The following is an 18228-nucleotide window of genomic DNA, read 5'->3' as shown; positions in this document are numbered from 1 at the left end:
CTTTTCGGTGGCCAGTAAGGAAATCGAGCGAGGCAAGGGTACACGTGGCCGGGGAGCCGAGGGAAAGCAGAACGTTGCGGTGATGGCCGAAAGCACCCCGTTGGAAGATATCGAAACGGGCAAAAAGGAGAAGCATGTGCGTTATTTCAAGGCCAGGGTACTGGATAGCCATCAAAGTGAAGGAATCAACGGCGTGGTCAGGGACTGCATGGAGGATGATGCCATCGTATTTTCGGACAAAAGCACTTCTTACGTTGACATCTCCGATCTGGTGGAATTGCACGTCACCGAGAAATCAGACGCCAAAACCACCAAGGAAACACTCAAATGGGTGCATATCGCAATCAGTAATGCAAAACGGACATTGCTGGGCAACTACCATAAAATCAAAAGGAAATACTTACAGTTGTATCTCAACGAGTTTATTTACAAATTAAACAGACGGTATTTTGGAGACAAACTCTTTGACAGACTAGTAATTGCGAATATAACAGGTGCATAAACGGATAATCAGAATCTTTAAACATCCTAATTAACTACCTGCGGATTTTAGGTATTATTATAGAAGCCCCCATGAATAAATCGCTCATCATTTTCGGCATCGTCAACATAACCTCGGACAGTTTCTCCGATGGAGGCCGGTATCTGGCGCCAGACGCAGCCATTGCGCAGGCGCGTAAGCTGATGGCCGAGGGGGCAGATGTGATCGACCTCGGTCCGGCATCCAGCAATCCCGACGCCGCGCCTGTTTCGTCCGACACAGAAATCGCGCGTATCGCGCCGGTGCTGGACGCGCTCAAGGCAGATGGCATTCCCGTCTCGCTCGACAGTTATCAACCCGCGACGCAAGCCTATGCCTTGTCGCGTGGTGTGGCCTATCTCAATGATATTCGCGGTTTTCCAGACGCTGCGTTCTATCCGCAATTGGCGAAATCATCTGCCAAACTCGTCGTTATGCATTCGGTGCAAGACGGGCAGGCAGATCGGCGCGAGGCACCCGCTGGCGACATCATGGATCACATTGCGGCGTTCTTTGACGCGCGCATCGCGGCGCTGACGGGTGCCGGTATCAAACGCAACCGCCTTGTCCTTGATCCCGGCATGGGGTTTTTTCTGGGGGCTGCTCCCGAAACCTCGCTCTCGGTGCTGGCGCGGTTCGATGAATTGCGGCTGCGCTTCGATTTGCCGGTGCTTCTGTCTGTTTCGCGCAAATCCTTTCTGCGCGCGCTCACAGGCCGTGGTCCGGGGGATGTCGGGGCCGCGACACTCGCTGCAGAGCTTGCCGCCGCCGCAGGTGGAGCTGACTTCATCCGCACACACGAGCCGCGCCCCTTGCGCGACGGGCTGGCGGTATTGGCGGCGCTGAAAGAAACCGCAAGAATTCGTTAACTTTTCGGTGGCCAGTAAGGAAATCGAGCGAGGCAAGGGTACACGTGGCCGGGGAGCCGAGGGAAAGCAGAACGTTGCGGTGATGGCCGAAAGCACCCCGTTGGAAGATATCGAAACGGGCAAAAAGGAGAAGCATGTGCGTTATTTCAAGGCCAGGGTACTGGATAGCCATCAAAGTGAAGGAATCAACGGCGTGGTCAGGGACTGCATGGAGGATGATGCCATCGTATTTTCGGACAAAAGCACTTCTTACGTTGACATCTCCGATCTGGTGGAATTGCACGTCACCGAGAAATCAGACGCCAAAACCACCAAGGAAACACTCAAATGGGTGCATATCGCAATCAGTAATGCAAAACGGACATTGCTGGGCAACTACCATAAAATCAAAAGGAAATACTTACAGTTGTATCTCAACGAGTTTATTTACAAATTAAACAGACGGTATTTTGGAGACAAACTCTTTGACAGACTAGTAATTGCGAATATAACAGGTGCATAAACGGATAATCAGTAATATTTTCATCGTAAATCAATTTTAAAAGTTAAACCTTAGTCCAATCCCTGCCGATGGACGGAACTGTTTCAAATCCGTACCCCATAATACTTTTGTCCGCCCTTGCAGGAGCAGGACAAAACGGTCGGACAGGTGCGTTTCGAGCGTGAGCCGTCCGCCCATACCATAGACGAAATTGTCTTTGTCGAGGATGGTCGAGCCATCCGATAGCATGGCTTCGCTCCGGTTGATGGTTTCGTAACCTGCCACAGCTGTTAGCCCTGCATTCAGCGTAACGGTCTTTCTTGCATCCCCCAATAGCTGAAGACTGTAACCCACCTCGCCTGTATAGGTTTCGAGCGGTATCTGTACATCCCTGTAACAGGAAAATTGATGGGTGTACTCCGCACCCCATATCCAGTAATTGCCGTTCTTTCCGTTCACGGTCAATGTCAAATTCAGATAGTAATTGTCGCTTATTTCTTTGGACAGCATACCTGCGTTTACTTCCAATCCCTTTTGTTTGGGGAGCATTCGCTGTGCCTGTACCGCCGTCATGCTTAGCATGGCAAACACCACGGCAAAAATGTATCTTATCATTGTTCGTTCCTTTTTGGTTAATCAATCTTTAGGTGCATATCGCTTATCAGCTTGGCGTGTACGAGGTCGGAATTTTCCACCTGCAATACCTGTTGTCTGCCACCGTTCCTTTCAAAAATTTCAATCACGAGTACCTTGTCATCCGTTATGGTAAACTGGTCGAGCAGGAATACGTTCTGGTCGGTGGTATTGCCCGTTATTTCACCGAGCGTTTTGTACATACGCAATGGGTTCATTGCCTTTTCCTGCACCACGGTACGCTTGGCGACTTTCTTGTCCACGACCTTGAAATTCACAAAGTCAATGTTGAACGGAACATTGCTTTTGTTGCGCAGTTCCGTATGGAAATAGAATTTTCCGTTATGGACGTAGATACCTTTTAGCAGGAATTGTATGCCGTAGCTTCTTGCCCCGATATGCTTTACAATCCTTTTGTTCTTTTTGTAAATCGTTTCCATGAGCAAGCCTGCCAGTGACGGCGAATTGCCCTCCAATTCCTCAAACAGAACATCGTTGCCGTTTTCCCTGTCCGATGCCTTTTGCATGGTCAACAAATCATAATTCAGCGTTGCAGGATAAGGGCTGTAAAAGACGTTGAAATTGTAAAACCGACCATCGTCCGTGATGACCGAAAAATTGGTTTCCTCGTCAAAATCCCTTACGCTTGCCTTAATGCGCAGTACGTTTTCCGCATCCTCGGCTTTGCCTGCGATAAGGTACTCACTGCCCAAATCCACGTAGCGGATTGCGGACGGGAATATGAGGTGCGAGGTCTTGCTGTACGTCACCTGCATTTCGTAAGGGTCAACCTTGCCCATGCTCAATTTTGTTGTACCGGATGCCACTTGCTGTGCATTCGCACCAGTGATAAAGACCGTTAAACAGACCATTGCCAAAAGGCTTTTAAATATTGCTTTCATTTTCTTTTTGATTTTAGTTAAACATTAATTTTTTGAAACGAGGAATAACTGATGACCGGCTTTGACGGTTACTTTCGGTGTCCTCACTTTCTTGGAGAAGTACCCCGATACCCCTTGCACCACGCCACGGGAAAGGCCGCCTGCCATCTGTTGCCCTGCCGAGCGTGTCATCATGATACTTGTTCCCCCCGTTTGGCTCATGTTGGAGGCTATCTCTGACAGGGCGTTCATTTCGGGAGAATATGGCACATATAGCCCTTGCTGTCCGTCCACATCGTACACGGTTATATCGACCGGAATAATGTTGCCCTCATATTCGATGGACGTTACTTTTAACTGCAACCTGCCACCTTGAAACTTGGCATTTGCCGTTAGTACCGTTCCTGCCGGAATGGAGCGGACAGGCGTTTGTGCCGTTTCCAACAGGCGCAGGCGCACATCGCCTTCGCCCGTCACGACCTGTGTTTCCTGTACCACTGCCTTGATGCTGTTTTTTGGCTGTATGACCTGTTCCGAAACACCTGCCGTATAGAAGCCACGGTTTCGGGTTTCGTTCCAGTTTGCCAAAAAAGCACTGTCAGTCGGTTCACGGTACAATGCGGAAACCGTATTTTTTCTTACAGGAGTGAAAGCCACGAAATGCTCCTTTTGTGAGGCACTCTTTGTGGAAACCATTGTGTCCGTACTGTTCGGCTGTGCAGGGGTTTGTGGCAGGTAACGGGAAGCCATTTCGTATGACTTTTCCATCAAAGCCAGTTGGTCATCTATGGTCGTTACAGGCGGTACGTCTTTTTCTGCCAACTGTTCTTTGAGTTCCTCAATCTGTTTGCGGAGTTCCTGCGTTTCGTAATCGCTGTTGTCGTAGAACGAGGTCAGCGTACTTTGCGCATTGCGGTAACTGTTCAGAGCAGGGTTGCTGTTCCTGCGTGTACCACCGCCGGAAGCGTAGCCGTCTTCATAAACCTCATCCGGTTGCTCCGCTTCCTGATCGGCGGTACTGTCCTCGCTCCAATAGTCGGATAGTGACAGGAGCGCATTGCGCTTTTCCTGCATTTTCTGTTCGAGTAGTTCCTGTTCATAAGCCTTTTGCTTATCGGATTGAAGCCCTGCATCGTTTGCCTGCGGTACGACATCGTTCAGACCAATATCCTCGACCGTTTTCTTATCGGAGGACGGTTTGAAGATTAGGTACATACAGCCGAGGAACACCACGCCCATAAGGGCAAAAATGATGGGCTTCTTTAACTTGTCTGCTTTGTTCTGCGCCCCGTCTTGGGTCGCATCCATTCCGTTTTTCGGGTCGTCATCTTCGACCAAAAAACTTACCTTTTTGTTTTCACTGTCTTTCATGATTTTTATCTTTTAAGATTGTTTTAATACTGTCCTGCGGTGAAACCGAGGAATTGTTTTGCCTAATGGGGTTTTCGATATGCTCAATAGTCATGGTATTATCGGAATGCGCTACATCGTAGCACACTTCGAGCAGTACGATGACGGACAGCAGTGCATAGCCTGCAAAGAGCAGTAGCGTATAGCGATGCTTTTTTTTAACAGGCAACGCTCGCCACTGTCCATCGAGCTTGTCAAACCAATTACTGATTGCTGTTCTTAGATTTTTCATGCTTTAATTGTTATTCCGTTCCACTGCATCACTGACCATAGCGATTGCCTCTTTTGCTTTGGGAGCGGTGACGACCGACAGGTCAGTCAGTTCCGATTGTTTCAGCACCTGCCCGTAACGGTCTTTTTTTGCAATCTCCATTCTGCCCAAGAAGAATTTGCCGTTTAGGTACTTCACCCACATAAGGCATTCTATCCTGGGCAGGGCTTCGCCTGCCCATTGCAGAAAGCAGGATAGCAACAACTCCTTTTTAGCTACACCTTTGGGGCAGTTGGCGAGATATTCGCTGATGCTTGCTTTCAGTTTTCCGGCATACGCACCCTGCGTATGGAAATCGCCGTCATACCCCTTTGCAGTAAGGATTTTGGCGAACGTATTCAAATCTGATATTGCTTCCATAATCTTGGCTTTAGCGGTCGATGACTTCTATATCCCTGTTTTCCAACACGGCAAACTTTTCGATATTGAAGCCCTGTGGGTTGTTGTCCGAGCGGACGGAGTTCACGAGATAACAGGAGGTCACAAGGTTTCGCCTTGTAACGTTGCTTGACCGGATGATAAACTGTTTAGCATACGTCCTAACGGAATAGGGATAGGTATCGAAGTTGCACACCACGCTGTCCACTTCGACACGCTGTTGCACGTTGCCCGAAATGATGCGATTATAATAGCCCTTTTCCGAAAGGTCTTTGTAGTAATCGAAAGCCGATTTGTCGGCAAGATTAAAAGCTCTTTTCATGTTGCTTTCAATAGCGTTCTTATCCGGTGCGAGCGTAAAGAACAGTTCATGGAAACGCCTTACGTGTTCCCTTGCCTCAACAGGTCTGTTGAGGCTTGCATCCTGTGACAATGCCAACATCAAGGACTTGCCGTTGTCCAGTACATATATTTTTTGGCGTTGTGCCTCTGCAAACTGGTAGGACTGCCATACGGCATAACCTACCACCGCGATGCAGAGTACCGCAAATACAATTGCGTACAGCCGTATTTGCCTAAAGCTGTTTTCGATATTTCTTAGTGTCTTAAATTCCATTGCTTTCTGATTTTTATTTGTTCATTAACCTGCCACCGATATTGCCTGCAACAGCCCCCGTTCCTGCTCCGGCGATGTTTCCGGTCTTAGATGCCGTAGAGTTTACGTTGCGCATGAAGTTCCCTGCACCACCTGCCTGTATTACCCAACCTGCCACCGTTGGAACGGTGAAGTAGCCCACGATGCCAATCAGCATAAAGATGATATACACGGTGTTGGATGTGTCGGGGATGTAGGTCGGGTCGGCAAGCATATCAATATCCCGTTCGATGATAAGGGATTGTATCTTGGCGAGCATGGAGCTGAACATATCGGCAATGGGCAACCACAGGTACACGCTGATATATCGGGTCAGCCATTGCGTAAGTGTGGACTGAAAACCATCCCATACACTTATCGCAAAGGCTATCGGCCCGAGAATGGACAGCACGATAAGAAAGAATGTCCGTATGGTATCTATGACCAAAGCAGATGCTTGGAAAAGGACTTCCAGTAGCTCCCGAAACCAGTCACGGATGCTTTTCTTTAAATCGTACATTCCACGCTCCATGTACATACCGGATATGGCAACCAAATCGGACGGCGACCATCCCAATTCATCCAGTTTCTTATCAAATTCCTCATCGCTTACGAGGTAAGCGGTTTCGGGATTGCGGAGCATTGCCTCTCTCTCCAACAGGTCTTTTTGTTCCTGCAATTTGTTGAGGTCAAGCACTTGGTTTTCGAGCATGGCGTTTGTGCCTTTTACGACCGGACTTAATACCGCATTGATAGTTCCCAATACGATGGTCGGGAAGAACATAATGCAAAGCCCGATGGCGAACGGTCGCAGGAGCGGAAACACGTCTATCGGTTCTGCACGGCTCAATGCCTGCCACACTTTCAGTGCCACGTAGAACAGTGCGCCCAATCCGGCAATGCCCTTAGCCACTGTCGCCATATCGGCGGACAGTGGGAGCATCTCATCGTAAAGAGAGCGCAGGAGTTCGTGAAGATTGTTCCATTCCATAGCTTACCAATATTTTTGTTCAGCAGTTCCGTACAGTTCAAGCACCCTTTTGGTGTTGTTCTGTTTCTTAGCCCTCAAAATGCTCACGGAGATATTCTTGTTGGTGAAATACCGGACAAGGCTGTGATAGTCCTTGACCTCTTTGTAAACCCTGTCGATGATGTCCATACGTTCCTTATCGTTCAGCGAAAGCGAGGTCGAGGTAACAATCTGTTTCAGTTCTTTGAGTAGTTCGGTACTCTCGTTTAGGAGCGTGGAATAACCGTTGGCGATTGCCGTGAGTTCCTGCGGACTGAAATTCGGGTCGTTCATCATTTTGCCGAAATTCTGCACGTACATTTCGGACACATCGCCTACGAGTAGTACCGTTTGTTGCACTTTTCGGGCATCTTTAACCAAGTTATTTACAGCTTTCAATTTATCGTAGTATTCCTTGCCCTGTTCATACACTTTCTTTACCTCGTTGAAATTCTTTACCACGTTGGACACGGTGGATGAGGTCTGCACGATTTCATTGGCGGAGTTGATGATACCCGATGCCAGATTTGAAGGGTCAACTACCACCCATTGTGCCTTTGCAGACGGTACGACGGCAAGCATAAATGCCGTCCACACCAGTAACATTGTTTTCTTCATTGTCTCTGATTTTTTAAATGATTAATAATTATTTGCGTTCTCACGTCTCTGTCCAGCAATGCGCTTTATTGCCAGTTCCACATTGCCGTCCAGTTCGGATGCCAGTTGCATGACTTCCATTTTTTCGGTTTCCTCGGTGGTGTATGCCAAATATTCTTCGAGCGAAACCTCTGTGGCATACACCGCAGAGTGCGTACCGCCAAGCCCGATCCATACCTCTTTATAAAGCCTTGACGGGTCATTGTTCTGGTTGATGGAAAGGATTTGGGATTTTTCCTTTTCCGTCAGTCCGAGCATCGCTTGGATGTCATCGAATTTGTTCATGTACTTGCGTTGGTCAAGCAGGATTTTACAGTCGGAATTGTTGATGATGCTTTCCTTGACCACGGGTGACTGGATAATGTCGTCCACTTCCTGCGTGACCACGATAGCCTCACCAAAAAATTTGCGGACGGTCTTAAACAGGTACTTGATGTACTCCGCCATTCCCTCTTTGGCGATGGCTTTCCACGCTTCCTCAATCAGTATCAGTTTGCGCACACCTTTGAGCCTGCGCATCTTATTGATGAATACTTCCATAATGATGATGGTCACTATGGGAAAGAGGATTTTGTGGTCTTTAATCGCATCAATTTCAAACACGATAAAGCGTTTGGAAAGCAGGTCAAGTTGCTTGTCTGAATTGAGCAGGTAATCGTATTCACCCCCACGATAGTAAGGCTCTAATACATTTAGGAAACCTGCAACGTCAAAGTCTTTTTCCCTTACCTGTTTGTCTTCCAGCACCTTTTTGTAGTCACCTTTTACGTATTCGTAAAATCCGTTGAAAGAGGGGTATTCATCGCTTTGCTTAATACAGTCGATATAACCGCTCACGGCATTGGACAATGCCACTTCCTCCGAACGGCTCGGCGGTTCGTCATCACGCTTCCATAAAGTCAGTATCAAAGTCTTGATACTTTCCCTTTTCTCGATGTCGAAAATGCCATCGTCCGTGTAGAACGGATTAAAGGCGATGGGGTTATCCTCGGTATAGGTAAAATAAACACCGTCTTTTCCTTTTGTCTTTCCCTTAATCAGTTCGCACAGCCCTTGATAAGAGTTGCCCGTATCGACCAATAGTACATGAGAGCCTTGCTCATAATACTGCCTCACCATGTGATTGGTGAAAAAAGACTTACCCGAACCCGACGGCCCCAAAATAAATTTGTTGCGGTTCGTGATAATGCCTTTTTTCATGGGTAGGTCGGAAATATCCAAATGGATGGGTTTGCCTGTCAGCCTGTCCGCCATCTTGATACCGAAAGGTGATGGCGAACTTTGGTAATTGGTTTCTTCGGTAAAGAAACACAGTGCAGGTTCGATGAACGTATAGAAACTTTCCTCTGCCGGAAAGTCCCCTGCATTGCCTGGTATGCCTGCCCAATACAGTGTGGCAACATCCACCGTGTTATGCCTCGGTCTGCATTCCATCAAAGCGAGCGCACTGCCCGTATCGTTCTTTAGCTGTTTGAGTTCGCTTGCGTCATCCGACCACGCCATCACATTGAAGTGTGCACGGATAGAAGAAAGCCCGAAGCTGTGCGCTTCGTTCAGATACTTTTCAATCCACTCTTTGTTAATCTGATTGGCACGGCTGTACCTTGCCAGTGAGTGCATATTACGGGCTGACTTTTCAAACTTCCGCAGGCTCTCATCGCTGTTGTCCAAAAACAGGTATTGGTTATAGATATGGTTACAGCTAAGGAGCAAGCCCACCGGAGAGGCAAAGGACAACAGGCAATCGCTCCTGTCCGTGGACAGCTTTTCATACCTCGTATTTGCCGATACCGTGTTGGGTAAATCGTCCGTATCGAATAGGGTGTGCAGGCACAGCCTTTTGTTGCCGATACGCACGTCCTCGCTTCCCAAAGCTATATCCTGCATGGGCGTTCCCGTTTCCCTCGACAGGGTAAGGTACTGTTCGAGCAATCCCTGTTTTTCGCCTGTGCCGATGATGTCATCCTCGGTCAGGCGTTCCAGTTTCACAAAACCGCTATCGTTGATAATCCGCTCAAACTGTGCAACGGCCTCCATGAAACGGCGGACGGTTTCTTTATCCCTAATTTCTTTCGGGATAAGTACACCCTTGCATAGCGAACTAAAATTACTCTGCATCCGCATCCGCTCTTTGGTCGTCTTGGTCAAAAAGAGATAGCAGTAATGGTTTAAAAATGGACGTTCGTTGAAATGCTGTTGATAGGACTTTGCAAGGAAACTTTGGTCTTCCTGCGCAATATCCGGAGCATAACTTTCCTTGATGTACCAGTCTTGTTTGTGGACAATGGTGTAGTCCGGCAAGGTCTTGATAGCCTTGTGCCAAGCCGAATGTATGGCATCATACTCTGCCGATGCCACCGTGAATAACTCCGGCAGGTGTACCCGAAAGCAAGCCGTGATGTCCGCATCCTTTGAAATGATGCAGTTGTGTTCCACCGCCAGTAATGGAAACTTGCTTTCCAACGTTGTGGCTTTTCCTGTATTTCTCATAAATGACTGGATTTAGAAGTGAATTTTAAATAGCGGTTTACGGCTCTGCGACAGATGATGTATTTCGGATGCCTTTTCTTTGCCCCGACTTTCATCAATCCGTATTCGCCGTATTTGCCGTTCAATGCGAATGTTTGCCAAACGATGAGCGATGCACCGCCTGCCCCGACAAGCAGGCACACGTAGGAGTTTACACCTGCCATGTACATGACCATGACAAGGATAAGCACGCCGAGCAGACCACCTGCGAAGATGAACAGGTACTGTGCTTTCAGTCCTTTGAACTCGACAGTCCTGCCGATACCTTTATTGATATTGTAATTGCTCATAATACGCCAGCTTAAAGGAAGAATGAGCGGAGAATGGTCGCCGCTACGATGAGGAAGATACAAGCCCCAAACCACGACGCCGCAGTCTTGCTTGTATCGGGGTCACCGCTACTAAATTTGTTGTACACCTTTACGCCCCCGATTAAACCAACCACAGCCCCAATCGCATAAATTAATTGGGTTGCAGGGTCGAAATAGCTTGTTACCATCTGCGTGGCTTCTTGGATGCCTGCCGAGCCGTTGCCCTGTGCGAACACACCGAATGCCGACAGGAACGCAACGCCTGTCAGCAACACTTTTTTGCTTTGTTTTACCATGATTTAACTGAATTAAATTGTTACTACTTTCCCACCTCGTGCGGGCTTTCGCAACAAAAGTCTTATGGAAATCGAAGCCTTATGGGAAACTGGAAATCAGCGGAATTAATTGGCAGTAAGTGGCTTTTTGATGATAGATTAATGGTAATTAGCGAAACTGTCCGATAGATGTGTTATTTTAGCATTGACAACAAGCATCCAAATACTTAATGAAATTATCAGACTTAACAATAGAGAGCATAAAGGAATTTATATCGGGAGATAATCAACTGTCGCCCTATCTTTCGGGCCCTGAAATTTTAAAACTTTTTAACCGTATCGGTTTTAAGGACGTTTATAAACATCAAGATGGTGGAATGCCAAACAGCCTAAGTAGAAATGCTTATGTTTTGGAAAAATTATATGAGATAAATGGCAGTAAGGAAATGGTTCAGTTATTGCAAATTGTCTTCGACCCAAGACATTTCGCAAGAGATACGAGTAAGAATATAAAAGAAGCTGTGGAGCAAATCAATCCCCTTTTACAGCAAGATGGTTATAGGCTCGATGAGTTTGAGGGAAGATACAAAATAATAGGCGCAGACTTACCGGACAACATAGAAGTTGAAGTTCATTTTGAGGATATTGAAGCACAGATTATCGAGCAAATCCGAAACGCCAAATTCTCTATTTGGATAGCTGTAGCATGGTTTACGAATAAGGTTTTAATGAGGGCAATTTATGATAAAATGAAAGCCGGGGTAAATGTTCGATTAATAGTTTTGGATGATGAAATAAACACAAAATATGGCTTTCCGTATGAAAAGTTTTTTGAAACTAAAAGAGTACTCAAAACTGGAAAATATGAAAACATAATGCATCACAAATTCTGTATAATTGACTTAAAAACGGTTGTTCATGGTTCGTACAACTGGACGACTAAAGCTAATTGGAACAGGGAAACAGTTAGTGTCGAAAATAGCCGAGAATTAGCAGAAAGGTATGCTACTGAATTTATTAATCTTATTAAGTAATGATTTCTTTAAAAAAATAGAATAATGGCGAATATCAAACGTCCAATGTTTGAAGCTCATGTACTGGAGGGCTTGTGCAGGGCAATTGGAGATACAACAGATGGTTTAACAGGTTCTGAAATAGGACAAATCCTTTTAAATTCTAATATTCCTGATGTTGACCCCCAAAACACAAAATGGAGAAGATTATATTCCGCATTTGCAAGTTGGCAAAATCAACACCAATGCTCAAATCATATATTACGGTTTATCAAAGATGCTTTACAACCTGTGAGGTATATTGGTAAAGAAGAAGTTTTTCATAATCGCAGATTAGAAGTGAATAAACGTTTAGCTTTTATAGGAACTGAATTAACAGAAGAGGGCAACCTTAGATTAGTTGAAAAAGCCAAAACAATTGCAGATGCCGAACAAAGAGCCAGTCGTTTAAAGCATAAATTAGAAAACAGAAATGTTCATTTAGCCGTTTTCGAATATTGTCGGGCTGAATTATTACTTGAAAATTATTTTCATTCCGTTTTTGAAGCGACCAAAAGTGTCGCCGACCGTCTAAGGAAGATGACGGGATTATATGCAGACGGTAATGCTTTGGTAGAAACTGCATTCTCTACTAATAACCCTTTGATTAAAATCAACAACTTAGTAACAGAAACGGATAGAAGTGAGCATATAGGATTATGCAATTTAATCAAAGGTATTTTTGGTCTAATAAGAAACCCTACAGCCCATCAACCAAAAATTAAATTTGAAATCAGCGAAGAAGAAGCTCTTGATATTTTAAATACTATATCATACGCACATAAGCGATTGGATAAAGCGTTATAAAAACAAAGGGAAGCTGTCTTTTCAGACAAACTCCCCAATGTCGAAATCCTCTAAATCACTTTTCCGCAAATCGGGAGAGCTGAAATCCGTTCCGGCGGATAGGCTCTTGTCCAACAACTCTGCAATCTTCCGTGAAGCCCCATCCATTGAGTTTTCGAGCAGACTTAACAATTCCGTTCCCTGTAATCGCTGAACTATATCCACCGCTTTCTGTTGCTGGGCAGGTTCAAGTGTATCTTGCTCCAACCATGCCCCCACGGTTGTCAGTTCATCAAAGGTAACCCCTGTGGCAAACTCATTGTCGCTGTCCTCAAACCCGTACTCATCCCATTCGTCTTCCACATTTTCAAAATCGGACATACTCCCGAAAACTTCATCCGGCTCTCCCTCAATCTGCGGATTTTCCAATCCAAAACCTATCCCGTAGGTTTCTGTTCCAAAATTATCAGCTATCCCGTCACGTTCACCCGATTGTCTCTTTGTGGCATCCAGTGGCAAGGTGTGGCGTTCCACAGGCTTGGGAAGCCCCATAATATCCGGCAGGTCGGGGCTTTTCATTTCCGGCTTTATTTCCCTGCGGACGTTCTTATGGATGACCACCTTATCTTTCAGCAAAAGGATGATGACGATGATAAGGCATATTACAATCAACGTTTCCATAGCTATAAGATTGGCTTTTGCTTGTCGGCATAGATAATCTTTATTTCGTCTCCGAACTCCTCAAAGTGATGTTTCAGTACGCTGTGCAGGTAATCGGTAAGCGTAATTTCTCCCTCGCCGAGCAGAAAGACGATACGGGATAATTTCTTGTGGAAATCGGGGCTTATGTAGACCGATTTTCCGCACCTTGCCACGACCCCTGTCGGTCTTAAAAATGCCGATTTGTAATGCGCTTTGCGCAATACCTTTTCCGGTTGTTTTTGCTGTGTCTTGTTCATAATCGAATACTTTAAAAAATGGGTTTAAACTTATTGTTGAAATCATCGGTGATGGCTTTCTCGAACTGTTCAAAATGATGTTCGAGAATATTGTCCAAATAGGCGTACAGAGGTATTTTATCCTCGCCGATAACCTGCACGATACGGGAAAGCCGTTCGTGGTATTCCTGCCGGATGTAGATGCTCTTATCGCCACGGCGTGTCATGGTGTGGCTGTTGAGAAAACGCTCGCCATAGCCCGTATCGGAAGCCCTCTTTTGTCGGGTGCGCTCTTTGGCTACGGGCTTTTCCGTTGGCGTTTCCTTTGTCGGCTCTGCGCTCGGCTCTTGCGGTGCTACCGCCTGTTGGGGCTTCTTTGTTTCGCCTGCCATGATGGACATGAGATATGCCTCGTCAATCGGGGCATTCGGCTTTTTCTTGTTTTCATTTTCCATAGCGGTTACAGTTTGACGGTTCTTAGAAATTCACTGATGAACAAGTCCAAGCCGGAGGCTTTCATCAATGTTTTGTCGGGGGGCAATAGCGTGGAGCGGAAGACAGTCTTTGCCGTTGCCTCGCTTTCCTTGCGGAAGCGTTTGCTATCGCCAATGCGTGTTTCCATTGCTTGCAGTCCGACCTCGTTAATGACGTTGCCGTAGATTTCGTACAGTTGCGATTTTTCCCTGCCATCGACCATGTTCCAAAACAGCCGTATGGTTTCGATGGAGGTCTGACCTTGTTTCATAAGGACATTGGTCAGCACATCGGTAAAGCTCAATGTGCTTTCCATGACCACACGGTCTGCCGTGATAGGCGAAAAGATGTGGTGCATTCCTGCCAGTGTGTTCAGCAAGCCCGAAGTGTTCACCGTTCCAGTCAAATCAAAGAAAACCACATCCACGGGAATGGTCGAGGACTGTATGAATGCTTCCGCATCCGTTAGGGCATTGTCAGCCTTGCTTTGCAGTACCGGATAGGCTTTTTTGTTGATGGTGGAAAATTGGCGGTGTGCCAGTTTTTTCAGCACCTCGTTCTGCATGACCGCTTTCAAATCCCGTTCCCTCATCTGACAGATGCTGTGCTGTGGATAATCACAGTCAAAGACGGCTACATTATAGCCCATTTGGTAATGGAGTATGCTTGCCGTAACCGTTGTAAACGTGCTTTTCCCAACGCCCCCTTTTTGGCTTGAAAAAGCAATGAATTTTGTCCTGTTTGTTGCTTCCATTTCTATTCTATTTTTAAGTTTCTATTTCCGTGGACTGCCTGCCGTCTTGCATTGAACAGGGCTGTCATCCCTGCACACTGTCCGGCAGTCTTGATACAATCCCGTCTGTCGGGCTTGCCATCGTTCGTTCAATCAGCCGTGCCGTCATTCCGGCTTTCACACGGGCAAGACCGATGGCTTGCCTGTCGTCCTGCCTGTTGGAATGGCTACCGGATAGTTTTCATGCCGCCCGGTATTCCTGCCTGCCGAGCGGAACGCCGTCATGTGTTCCGGCATTCCTGCGCTCCGTCTTTCACAACTGCCATCGGGAGCGGATGCCTGCAAACAGGCTTGCGTGACTGATAGCGCAAAGAAGCAGGTTATTCCGCTCCATTGATTTAAAGCGGTAATCCACGGCATTTTTTGGCAATGTTTGGTCGTGGCGGATAGGTCAATGCTTTGAAAAAGCTACCCTTACTTTGTAAGGGCTTAAATGCAAAGGGTGAATGGAAAAATCATTGGAGAATGGAAGTTATGGGCGGAACGGCGCAAAGCCGTTTTTTTCCGCTTTACCCAATCCGTATCCGCCGATAGGCGGACGGATTTTCTGTTCACCCGAACAGAGCAAGTTATGTTTTGAGATGCTCGAAATAAATTCCGCACCTCAAAACCACTTGCCCTTGCAGGGGGCTGAAAACCGCTCCAAAGTCGCAGTTTATAGTAATTATTAATGGATTTAGATATGGAAGACAACAGAAGAAACCGAACAAACAAAGTTGGTCGCAAGCCTAAGAAAGACCCTGCCACCCACCGTTATTCGATTAGTCTCAACGACATGGAAAATGCACAGTTCCTTACGTTGTTCGAGCAATCGGGAATGAAAGTAATGGCACATTTTATTACAGCCTGCATCTTTCAGAAGCCAGTCAAAACCGTAAAAATTGACATGGATGCAGTCGATTTTCATACGAGGCTGACCAATCTTTACAGCCAGTTCAGAGCGGTTGGCGTGAATTACAACCAAATAGTGAAGATACTTTACCGTAATTTCTCGGAGAAAAAGGCATCGGCTTACCTCTTTAAACTGGAAAAGCAGACGGCAGAAATGGCGGACTTATGCCGGAAAGTGATTGAACTAACACAGGAATTTGAAAAAGAACACCTGCAAAAACACAGATAAGATGATAGCAAAGATTGGAAAGGGTGAGAATTTGTACGGTGCTATTTCCTATAACCAAAAGAAGATTGACAGCGAAAACGGACAGGTTCTGTTGTTGAACAGAATGCCCGAAACGTTGGATAATACCTTTTCGACCGCTTACCTGCACCAGTGTTTTGAGCCGTATCTGTCCGCAAATATCAAAACAGAAAAGCCAGTGCGCCACATATCGCTGAACCCTGATCCTGCGGATAGGGTCAGCGATGGGCAGTTCGTAAAAATGGCGCAGGAGTATATGGAGCGCATGGGTTATGGCAACCAGCCTTATATCGTTTTTAAGCATACCGATATTGAGCGCACCCATATCCACATCGTAACGGTCTGTGTGGGTTTGGACGGAAAGAAGCTACCGGACAGTTACGACCATCCACGTTCGATGGCAATCTGTCGGGATTTGGAACAAACGTACAATCTTATACCTGCAACGGAAAAACAGCGCACCGGAAATGAGCAGGTATTCCGTCCGGTGGATTACAGAGCCGGAGACGTTAAGAGCCAAATTGCTTCGGTGCTGCGACACCTGCCGAAGTATTACGGGTACGCAAGCCTCGGCGCATACAATGCCTTGCTTTCGCTTTTCAATATTATGGCAGAGGAAGTCAAAGGGGAATTGCACGGACAGCCCAAAAACGGGCTTGTCTATTTTGCGCTGAACGAACAGGGAGAAAAAGCGAGCAATCCTTTTAAAGCATCGCTTTTCGGTAAACAGGCAGGACTGGACGAACTGCAAAACCTGTTTGCACAGGCTAAGGAGAAAATGAAAGCCGACCCCACAAGAGCCGTACTCAAAAGCACCATTGAAGTAGCGATGCACACCGCCACTAATGAAGCCGATTTTAAAAAGCAACTGTTGGAGCAGGGCATCAATACCGTGGTACGGCGCAACGATGAGGGGCGTATCTATGGTATGACTTTTATCGACCACGAAAGCCGTACCGTTTGGAACGGTTCAGCTTTAGGTAAAAACCTTTCGGCGAATGTCTTTAATGATTGGTGGAACGGGCAGGCGGTCGGGCAACGCCAAGAAGCTGAAAAAACATCCGCACAAAACCAGTCATCGACCACAGGCAACACCGTAGAGAAAGAGGAAGCCCATGCACTTTTTAACTTCCTTAACAAAGAACAGCCAACCGATGATTTATGGATAGACGGATTGGGTGGTCTATTGCCGGAAACACAGGGCGAAGACTACGAGGAACAGGCATTTGCCAACCGCATGAAGAAAAAGAAGAAACGCAGAAGGCATGGAAGACAACAATAGCTTTGAATGAAACGTTTAACAGAGTGGATGGGTAAACCGCATTTGTAGGAATAGATTACAAGCAATAAACATTTCCCAACCACATAAAGAAATAGAAAATCAGCTTATTCAATCCTATTTAGTAGTCGTTTTAGGTCTGTCTTAACACCTAATTCTTCAAACAGCTTTTTTGATAAGTTAAATGAATTTTGGAAAGCTACTTTTAAATTGCCAGTGTCCAAATCAGATGTTGTCAATCTAAATTCTGAATACCAATCTTTGTCAATATCTTTCTCTAAACTTTTTGTCGGACTTTCCCAATGGTGGGTTTGATTTGTTGCTATTCGGATTAACCAAAGTAAATACTTTTGCACGTTTGACAGGCTTTGGTAAGCGTGAGCGTATTCCTTTCTTTTAATCAAGTTACTTGTTGTCAACAATACATTCAGTAATGATTGGCTTAAAAATAAGATATTTTCATTTGTAGTTCTGTCGGGCAATTTTGTTTTTATTTGATTAAGTGTTTCAGTCAAAAGACCGTCTTTGTCAATTAAGTTCATTTGGTCAAAATCACTGAACGATACAAAGCCCTCCCACGATTTTATGACGTCAATCTCATTTATTGTTAAAAAATGAAATTCGCCTCTAATCAGGTTCTCAAAAATTGCGACTTCACTGCCATATTCATTCGTAAAGTATAACGTTGTCGAATAAATCTTGTTTACCCACTTTTCGGCAGAAAAATTTTCTTTGCTTTTCAGAAAAATATAAAACTCGATATCAGAATATTGGTCGCCCTCGTTTTTGGTAAACGACCCATACATTAAAACTGCGGAAACATTTTCGTCCTGTTGAGCGATTGATTTGGTCGTATCAATCATTTGTAACTGTGTCATTGTACTAAATTTAAAGTTTTGCATGCATTTCT

General features: G+C 45.9%; 22 protein-coding genes and 2 pseudogenes. 8 read left to right on the top strand and 16 right to left on the bottom strand.

Features of this window, described 5'->3' with window-relative positions; all coding sequences use genetic code 11:
- Window position 1: 1 nt before the first annotated feature.
- The 3 genes and pseudogenes from NMK93_RS06980 to NMK93_RS06970 form a co-directional block, all read left to right on the top strand.
- Window positions 2-502 (top strand): annotated as a pseudogene (locus NMK93_RS06980) (IS1595-like element ISBbi1 family transposase); the annotation flags it as partial.
- A 71-nt stretch (window positions 503-573) separates the two neighbouring features.
- On the top strand, window positions 574-1389 hold the full coding sequence (gene sul2, locus NMK93_RS06975) for a sulfonamide-resistant dihydropteroate synthase Sul2 (RefSeq protein WP_001043260.1): 816 nt from the start codon (window positions 574-576) through the stop codon (window positions 1387-1389).
- Between the two features lies 1 nt (window position 1390).
- Window positions 1391-1891: pseudogene (locus NMK93_RS06970) on the top strand (IS1595-like element ISBbi1 family transposase); the annotation flags it as partial.
- A 36-nt stretch (window positions 1892-1927) separates the two neighbouring features.
- Here the strand turns inward: NMK93_RS06970 and NMK93_RS06965 are convergent.
- From NMK93_RS06965 to NMK93_RS06915, 11 genes are read right to left on the bottom strand one after another with little or no spacing between them, the layout of a single operon-like run.
- The gene (locus NMK93_RS06965; protein WP_149913534.1) at window positions 1928-2485 is read right to left on the bottom strand and encodes a conjugal transfer protein TraO; all 558 of its coding nucleotides are present in this window, start codon (window positions 2483-2485) and stop codon (window positions 1928-1930) included.
- Window positions 2486-2502: 17 nt separating this feature from the next.
- Entirely contained in the window at window positions 2503-3405 is a 903-nt protein-coding gene (gene traN / locus NMK93_RS06960) for a conjugative transposon protein TraN (RefSeq protein ID WP_185211644.1), read from the bottom strand.
- 24 nt (window positions 3406-3429) lie between these two features.
- Entirely contained in the window at window positions 3430-4755 is a 1326-nt protein-coding gene (gene traM, locus NMK93_RS06955) for a conjugative transposon protein TraM (protein ID WP_149915181.1), read from the bottom strand.
- A complete protein-coding gene (locus NMK93_RS06950; protein WP_149915182.1) occupies window positions 4742-5026 on the bottom strand; it encodes a nitrogen regulatory IIA protein in 285 nt (94 codons plus the stop codon). Before NMK93_RS06950 ends, traM begins: the two co-directional genes overlap by 14 nt.
- Before the next feature lie 3 nt (window positions 5027-5029).
- Complete coding sequence (locus NMK93_RS06945; protein WP_045756384.1) at window positions 5030-5425, bottom strand: hypothetical protein; 396 nt, start codon at window positions 5423-5425, stop codon at window positions 5030-5032.
- A 10-nt stretch (window positions 5426-5435) separates the two neighbouring features.
- A complete protein-coding gene (gene traK, locus NMK93_RS06940) occupies window positions 5436-6059 on the bottom strand; it encodes a conjugative transposon protein TraK (protein ID WP_149915183.1) in 624 nt (207 codons plus the stop codon).
- Window positions 6060-6072: 13 nt separating this feature from the next.
- Window positions 6073-7068 carry a conjugative transposon protein TraJ gene (gene traJ / locus NMK93_RS06935; RefSeq protein ID WP_185211642.1) on the bottom strand — a complete coding sequence of 332 codons (996 nt, stop codon included), beginning with the start codon at window positions 7066-7068 and terminating at the stop codon, window positions 6073-6075.
- A gap of 3 nt (window positions 7069-7071) precedes the next feature.
- Entirely contained in the window at window positions 7072-7704 is a 633-nt protein-coding gene (locus tag NMK93_RS06930; RefSeq protein WP_149915185.1) for a DUF4141 domain-containing protein, read from the bottom strand.
- A 21-nt stretch (window positions 7705-7725) separates the two neighbouring features.
- The gene (locus NMK93_RS06925) at window positions 7726-10233 is read right to left on the bottom strand and encodes a TraG family conjugative transposon ATPase (RefSeq protein ID WP_254528643.1); all 2508 of its coding nucleotides are present in this window, start codon (window positions 10231-10233) and stop codon (window positions 7726-7728) included.
- Window positions 10230-10562, bottom strand: a complete 333-nt coding sequence (locus NMK93_RS06920; protein WP_149915187.1) for a DUF4133 domain-containing protein — start codon at window positions 10560-10562, stop codon at window positions 10230-10232. The genes NMK93_RS06925 and NMK93_RS06920 overlap by 4 nt, the downstream gene beginning before the upstream one ends.
- An 11-nt stretch (window positions 10563-10573) precedes the next feature.
- Entirely contained in the window at window positions 10574-10879 is a 306-nt protein-coding gene (locus NMK93_RS06915; RefSeq protein WP_149915188.1) for a DUF4134 domain-containing protein, read from the bottom strand.
- A 209-nt stretch (window positions 10880-11088) separates the two neighbouring features.
- Here NMK93_RS06915 and NMK93_RS06910 point away from each other — a divergent pair, with 209 nt between their 5' ends.
- Both NMK93_RS06910 and NMK93_RS06905 read left to right on the top strand, forming a co-directional pair.
- On the top strand, window positions 11089-11892 hold the full coding sequence (locus NMK93_RS06910) for a phospholipase D-like domain-containing protein (RefSeq protein ID WP_149915189.1): 804 nt from the start codon (window positions 11089-11091) through the stop codon (window positions 11890-11892).
- A gap of 24 nt (window positions 11893-11916) precedes the next feature.
- Window positions 11917-12717, top strand: a complete 801-nt coding sequence (locus NMK93_RS06905; protein WP_149915190.1) for a TIGR02391 family protein — start codon at window positions 11917-11919, stop codon at window positions 12715-12717.
- Between the two features lie 21 nt (window positions 12718-12738).
- On the opposite strand, the gene NMK93_RS06900 is transcribed toward NMK93_RS06905, so the two are convergent.
- Genes NMK93_RS06900 through NMK93_RS06885 form a run of 4 tightly spaced genes read right to left on the bottom strand, consistent with a single transcriptional unit; the run spans window position 12739 to window position 14862 of the window.
- Complete coding sequence (locus NMK93_RS06900; protein WP_149915191.1) at window positions 12739-13377, bottom strand: conjugal transfer protein TraD; 639 nt, start codon at window positions 13375-13377, stop codon at window positions 12739-12741.
- 2 nt (window positions 13378-13379) lie between these two features.
- Window positions 13380-13655, bottom strand: a complete 276-nt coding sequence (locus NMK93_RS06895; protein WP_045756031.1) for a DUF3408 domain-containing protein — start codon at window positions 13653-13655, stop codon at window positions 13380-13382.
- 11 nt (window positions 13656-13666) lie between these two features.
- The gene (locus NMK93_RS06890) at window positions 13667-14089 is read right to left on the bottom strand and encodes a DUF3408 domain-containing protein (RefSeq protein WP_149915192.1); all 423 of its coding nucleotides are present in this window, start codon (window positions 14087-14089) and stop codon (window positions 13667-13669) included.
- 5 nt (window positions 14090-14094) lie between these two features.
- Window positions 14095-14862: a ParA family protein gene (locus NMK93_RS06885; RefSeq protein WP_254528641.1), complete on the bottom strand. Its 768-nt coding sequence runs from the start codon at window positions 14860-14862 to the stop codon at window positions 14095-14097.
- A 485-nt stretch (window positions 14863-15347) separates the two neighbouring features.
- Between NMK93_RS06885 and NMK93_RS06880 the strand changes: the two genes are divergently transcribed.
- Genes NMK93_RS06880 through mobB form a run of 3 tightly spaced genes read left to right on the top strand, consistent with a single transcriptional unit; the run spans window position 15348 to window position 17321 of the window.
- Entirely contained in the window at window positions 15348-15572 is a 225-nt protein-coding gene (locus NMK93_RS06880) for a hypothetical protein (RefSeq protein WP_254534190.1), read from the top strand.
- An 11-nt stretch (window positions 15573-15583) separates the two neighbouring features.
- Window positions 15584-16021 (top strand): conjugal transfer protein MobA, encoded by a 438-nt coding sequence (gene mobA / locus NMK93_RS06875; protein ID WP_149914636.1) that lies wholly within the window; start codon window positions 15584-15586, stop codon window positions 16019-16021.
- Window position 16022: 1 nt separating this feature from the next.
- Window positions 16023-17321, top strand: coding sequence for a conjugal transfer protein MobB (gene mobB, locus NMK93_RS06870; RefSeq protein WP_254528659.1), 1299 nt, complete (start codon window positions 16023-16025; stop codon window positions 17319-17321).
- A 104-nt stretch (window positions 17322-17425) separates the two neighbouring features.
- Here mobB and NMK93_RS06865 read toward each other — a convergent pair whose 3' ends face one another.
- Window positions 17426-18196, bottom strand: a complete 771-nt coding sequence (locus NMK93_RS06865; protein WP_254528639.1) for an aminoglycoside 6-adenylyltransferase — start codon at window positions 18194-18196, stop codon at window positions 17426-17428.
- Window positions 18197-18228 lie beyond the last annotated feature (32 nt).

It is taken from the genome of Sphingobacterium sp. LZ7M1, from assembly GCF_024296865.1.
Lineage (GTDB): Bacteria > Bacteroidota > Bacteroidia > Sphingobacteriales > Sphingobacteriaceae > Sphingobacterium.
The sequence above is the reverse complement of the archived record's forward strand: the minus strand, read 5'-3'. Positions and strand labels throughout refer to the sequence as shown.

Bases quoted from the DNA above. Each gene is read 5' to 3' on its own strand.
- sul2 (WP_001043260.1), top strand. From the start codon at position 574: ATGAATAAATCGCTCATCATTTTCGGCATCGTCAACATAACCTCGGAC.
- NMK93_RS06965 (WP_149913534.1), bottom strand. From the start codon at position 2,485: ATGATAAGATACATTTTTGCCGTGGTGTTTGCCATGCTAAGCATGACG.
- traN (WP_185211644.1), bottom strand. From the start codon at position 3,405: ATGAAAGCAATATTTAAAAGCCTTTTGGCAATGGTCTGTTTAACGGTC.
- traM (WP_149915181.1), bottom strand. From the start codon at position 4,755: ATGAAAGACAGTGAAAACAAAAAGGTAAGTTTTTTGGTCGAAGATGAC.
- NMK93_RS06950 (WP_149915182.1), bottom strand. From the start codon at position 5,026: ATGAAAAATCTAAGAACAGCAATCAGTAATTGGTTTGACAAGCTCGAT.
- NMK93_RS06945 (WP_045756384.1), bottom strand. From the start codon at position 5,425: ATGGAAGCAATATCAGATTTGAATACGTTCGCCAAAATCCTTACTGCA.
- traK (WP_149915183.1), bottom strand. From the start codon at position 6,059: ATGGAATTTAAGACACTAAGAAATATCGAAAACAGCTTTAGGCAAATA.
- traJ (WP_185211642.1), bottom strand. From the start codon at position 7,068: ATGGAATGGAACAATCTTCACGAACTCCTGCGCTCTCTTTACGATGAG.
- NMK93_RS06930 (WP_149915185.1), bottom strand. From the start codon at position 7,704: ATGAAGAAAACAATGTTACTGGTGTGGACGGCATTTATGCTTGCCGTC.
- NMK93_RS06925 (WP_254528643.1), bottom strand. From the start codon at position 10,233: ATGAGAAATACAGGAAAAGCCACAACGTTGGAAAGCAAGTTTCCATTA.
- NMK93_RS06920 (WP_149915187.1), bottom strand. From the start codon at position 10,562: ATGAGCAATTACAATATCAATAAAGGTATCGGCAGGACTGTCGAGTTC.
- NMK93_RS06915 (WP_149915188.1), bottom strand. From the start codon at position 10,879: ATGGTAAAACAAAGCAAAAAAGTGTTGCTGACAGGCGTTGCGTTCCTG.
- NMK93_RS06910 (WP_149915189.1), top strand. From the start codon at position 11,089: ATGAAATTATCAGACTTAACAATAGAGAGCATAAAGGAATTTATATCG.
- NMK93_RS06905 (WP_149915190.1), top strand. From the start codon at position 11,917: ATGGCGAATATCAAACGTCCAATGTTTGAAGCTCATGTACTGGAGGGC.
- NMK93_RS06900 (WP_149915191.1), bottom strand. From the start codon at position 13,377: ATGGAAACGTTGATTGTAATATGCCTTATCATCGTCATCATCCTTTTG.
- NMK93_RS06895 (WP_045756031.1), bottom strand. From the start codon at position 13,655: ATGAACAAGACACAGCAAAAACAACCGGAAAAGGTATTGCGCAAAGCG.
- NMK93_RS06890 (WP_149915192.1), bottom strand. From the start codon at position 14,089: ATGGAAAATGAAAACAAGAAAAAGCCGAATGCCCCGATTGACGAGGCA.
- NMK93_RS06885 (WP_254528641.1), bottom strand. From the start codon at position 14,862: ATGGAAGCAACAAACAGGACAAAATTCATTGCTTTTTCAAGCCAAAAA.
- NMK93_RS06880 (WP_254534190.1), top strand. From the start codon at position 15,348: ATGGAAAAATCATTGGAGAATGGAAGTTATGGGCGGAACGGCGCAAAG.
- mobA (WP_149914636.1), top strand. From the start codon at position 15,584: ATGGAAGACAACAGAAGAAACCGAACAAACAAAGTTGGTCGCAAGCCT.
- mobB (WP_254528659.1), top strand. From the start codon at position 16,023: ATGATAGCAAAGATTGGAAAGGGTGAGAATTTGTACGGTGCTATTTCC.
- NMK93_RS06865 (WP_254528639.1), bottom strand. From the start codon at position 18,196: ATGACACAGTTACAAATGATTGATACGACCAAATCAATCGCTCAACAG.